General features: G+C 65.5%; 2 protein-coding genes. Both read right to left on the bottom strand.

What is annotated here, in order from left to right; genetic code table 11:
* Nucleotides 1-452: 452 nt before the first annotated feature.
* Entirely contained in the window at nucleotides 453-1,868 is a 1,416-nt protein-coding gene (rpsA, locus tag I5G_RS21035) for a 30S ribosomal protein S1 (RefSeq protein WP_022878317.1), read from the bottom strand.
* A 248-nt stretch (nucleotides 1,869-2,116) separates the two neighbouring features.
* Nucleotides 2,117-2,746, bottom strand: coding sequence for a TetR/AcrR family transcriptional regulator (locus I5G_RS06375; protein WP_022878318.1), 630 nt, complete (start codon nucleotides 2,744-2,746; stop codon nucleotides 2,117-2,119).
* Nucleotides 2,747-2,997 lie beyond the last annotated feature (251 nt).

Consider the following 2,997-nt stretch of genomic DNA (forward strand, 5'->3'; position numbering starts at 1 on the left):
GAACTGCGAGTCATCCAGCCCCTGGCCGCTTTCGCGGAAAAACTTCGGGGAGATGTCTGTNNGCCGTCGGAAGCGTGGGGGCCTTGGCGCTTGCGGAGTTGGCCGCCTTTGCGCACCGTCAGTCCGTACGTCGCTCTGCCTGGGCGATGACGCCTCTCGGCTTTGCTCAGTCCGGTCCGATGCCGACGGGGACAGTGGTGCTTGTGTTCTCCGCACGCGCCAAGCACCCCGACACGGCGCTCGCCGTCTCGCGGGCGCGTCGCGAGGGATTGGATATTCTCCTCGTGACGGAGAGGGCACCTGAAGACCTGCCGGAGGCGTTGAAGGTCGGCAACCTTTCTGTTTTGACGGTTCCGCCAGGCGATACCGAAGACGGATTCTTGGCCACCGGTTCAGTCGTACGCATGGCTGTGGTCCTGTCGCGAGTTTACGGATATCCAGTCTCATCGCCGTCAATCGAGCCCTCGGTGCATATTCAGGAGAGGGTGATTGTCCTTCACGGTCTTGAAGGAGTGGCGGCTGCAGTCGACGTGGAAACTCGCCTCCATGAGCTCGGGTTGGCTGCGGTACAGCGGACAGATTTCCGAAACTTCGCACATGGTCGCCATGTTGGCTTCAGCCGCCACAGTGAGGCGACAACGATACTTGCATTGACCGGTGAGGACTCGCGCGAACTCTGTTTGCGTACGTTGGGGCGCATTCCAGGAAGTGACCATGCCGTACAGCGCCGGGTCGAACTCGGTGCCGTTGGGGTCGACCGACTCGTTGGCCTGCTTGAGGGACAGCGAGATGCGACGACGCTCGAGGTCGATGTCGATGATCTTGACGAAGACCTCTTCGCCGACCGACACGACCTGCTCGGCGAGCTCGACGTGCTTGCCCGACAGCTCGGAGATGTGCACGAGGCCCTCGATGCCGTCCGCCACACGGACGAACGCACCGAACGGAACGAGCTTGGTGACCTTGCCCGGAGCGATCTGACCGATCGCGTGGGTCCGGGCGAACACCTGCCACGGGTCTTCCTGGGTGGCCTTGAGCGAGAGCGACACGCGCTCGCGGTCGAGGTCGACCTCGAGGATCTCGACGGTGACCTCCTGGCCCACCTCGACGACCTCAGAAGCGTGCTCGATGTGCTTCCACGAGAGCTCGGAGACGTGGACGAGACCGTCGACGCCGCCCAGGTCGACGAACGCACCGAAGTTGACGATCGACGAGACCGTGCCCTTGCGGACCTGGCCCTTGTGGAGGTTGTTGAGGAACGTGGTGCGCGACTCGGACTGCGTCTGCTCGAGCAGGGCGCGGCGCGAGAGCACGACGTTGTTGCGGTTCTTGTCGAGCTCGAGGATCTTCGCCTCGATCTCCTGGCCGAGGTACGGCGTCAGGTCGCGGACGCGGCGCAGCTCGATGAGCGACGCCGGCAGGAAGCCGCGGAGGCCGATGTCGACGATGAGGCCACCCTTGACGACCTCGATCACGGAGCCGGTGACCACACCGTCGTTCTCCTTGATCTTCTCGACGTCGCCCCACGCGCGCTCGTACTGGGCGCGCTTCTTGGACAGGATGAGACGGCCTTCCTTGTCCTCCTTCTGGAGAACGAGGGCCTCGACGTGGTCGCCGACGTTGACGACCTCGTTGGGGTCGACGTCGTGCTTGATCGAAAGCTCGCGCGAGGGGATGACACCCTCGGTCTTGTAACCGACGTCGAGGAGGACCTCGTCGCGGTCGATCTTCACCACGGTGCCCTCGATGAGGTCGCCGTCGTTGAAGAACTTCAGGGTCTTCTCGACCGCGGCCAGGAAGTCTTCAGCAGAGCCGATGTCGTTGATCGCGACCTGCTTGATGGCCGGGGCGGTCGTTGCGGTAGTCATGTAGTGGGTTGTCCTAGTTGGATTGGTGTCGGGCCTCGACTCTTACGACGGGGTCCGGGTGGATCCCGCCGGCCGGAGCGTCCTCCGCCCGAGGGCGAACGGATGCCGCGAGCCGAAGCGAAGCGGAGTGTTTTCGTGCGATGCCACTGGGCCGGAGCCCGGGCGTGCGGAACGAGCCACACGAGTGACACCCAAGGCTATCAGAATCGACCGGTGAACCGTCGGGCGAAGATGCCGGTCCGCGCGGGTCAGTCCGCGGCGCGCAGCCCGAGCGCGGGGAGCACGATGCCGTCGATGATCGACAGCAGGAAAGCTCGCGTGACGGGCTTCCGCTCGACCAGCAGGCGCTGCGCGACCATGGCCGAGCCGACGGAGGAGATGAGGTCGACGTCGACGGCATCCGTCACCTCGCCGCGCGCGACAGCGCGCTCGATCAGAACCCGGTTCGCCTCGCGACGCGGGGCCACGAGCGCCTCCTCGGCGACCTCCGCGAGCTCGGGCGATCGCGACAGCATCGAGACGATGCCCGCCATCACCTGCATCTTGCGCTGCGCGTCCGCGATCGAGGGCTCCTTGATCATGGCGACGAGGTCGCCGCGCAGCGTGCCCGTGTCGGGGAGAGCCGCGAGGTCGTACACGCCCCGCTTCATGCAGGCGACCGCGTCGATCACGAGCTCGGACTTCGACGGCCACCGCCGGTAGAGCGTGGCCTTGCCCGCGCGGGCGCGGGTGGCGACCTCGTCGATCGTCATGCGCTCGAACCCGGTCTCCGCGAGCACGTCCAGGGCCGCTTCGAGGATCTCCGGATCGCGGCTGAGGTCGCGCTTGCGACCGAGCCGGGGAGCCTCGGTCGCGGTCTTCTCCGGGGCCGTCGTCATCGAGCGTCCTTCCGTTCGGATGCCTCGAGCCTACGCCATTACGAGACAGAGTGTTTCAGGAACATTTCATTTCCGAAACTCGGACGTTCCGTATATGTTGTGCCCATGACCTCCTCCTCCGTCGCACCGACCACCGGGTCGGCATCCGCGACTCCCTCCCGTCGGCGCTGGCTGACCCTCGCGATCGTCGGCATCGCGCAGCTCATGGTCGTGCTCGACGCGACCGTCGTGAACATCGCCCTCNCTCCGCC

Source organism: Microbacterium sp. B19 (genome assembly GCF_000333395.1).
Classification (GTDB): Bacteria; Actinomycetota; Actinomycetes; order Actinomycetales; family Microbacteriaceae; genus Microbacterium.

Coding starts and splice junctions, on each gene's coding strand:
- rpsA (WP_022878317.1), bottom strand. CDS start 1,868: ATGACTACCGCAACGACCGCCCCGGCCATCAAGCAGGTCGCGATCAAC.
- I5G_RS06375 (WP_022878318.1), bottom strand. CDS start 2,746: ATGACGACGGCCCCGGAGAAGACCGCGACCGAGGCTCCCCGGCTCGGT.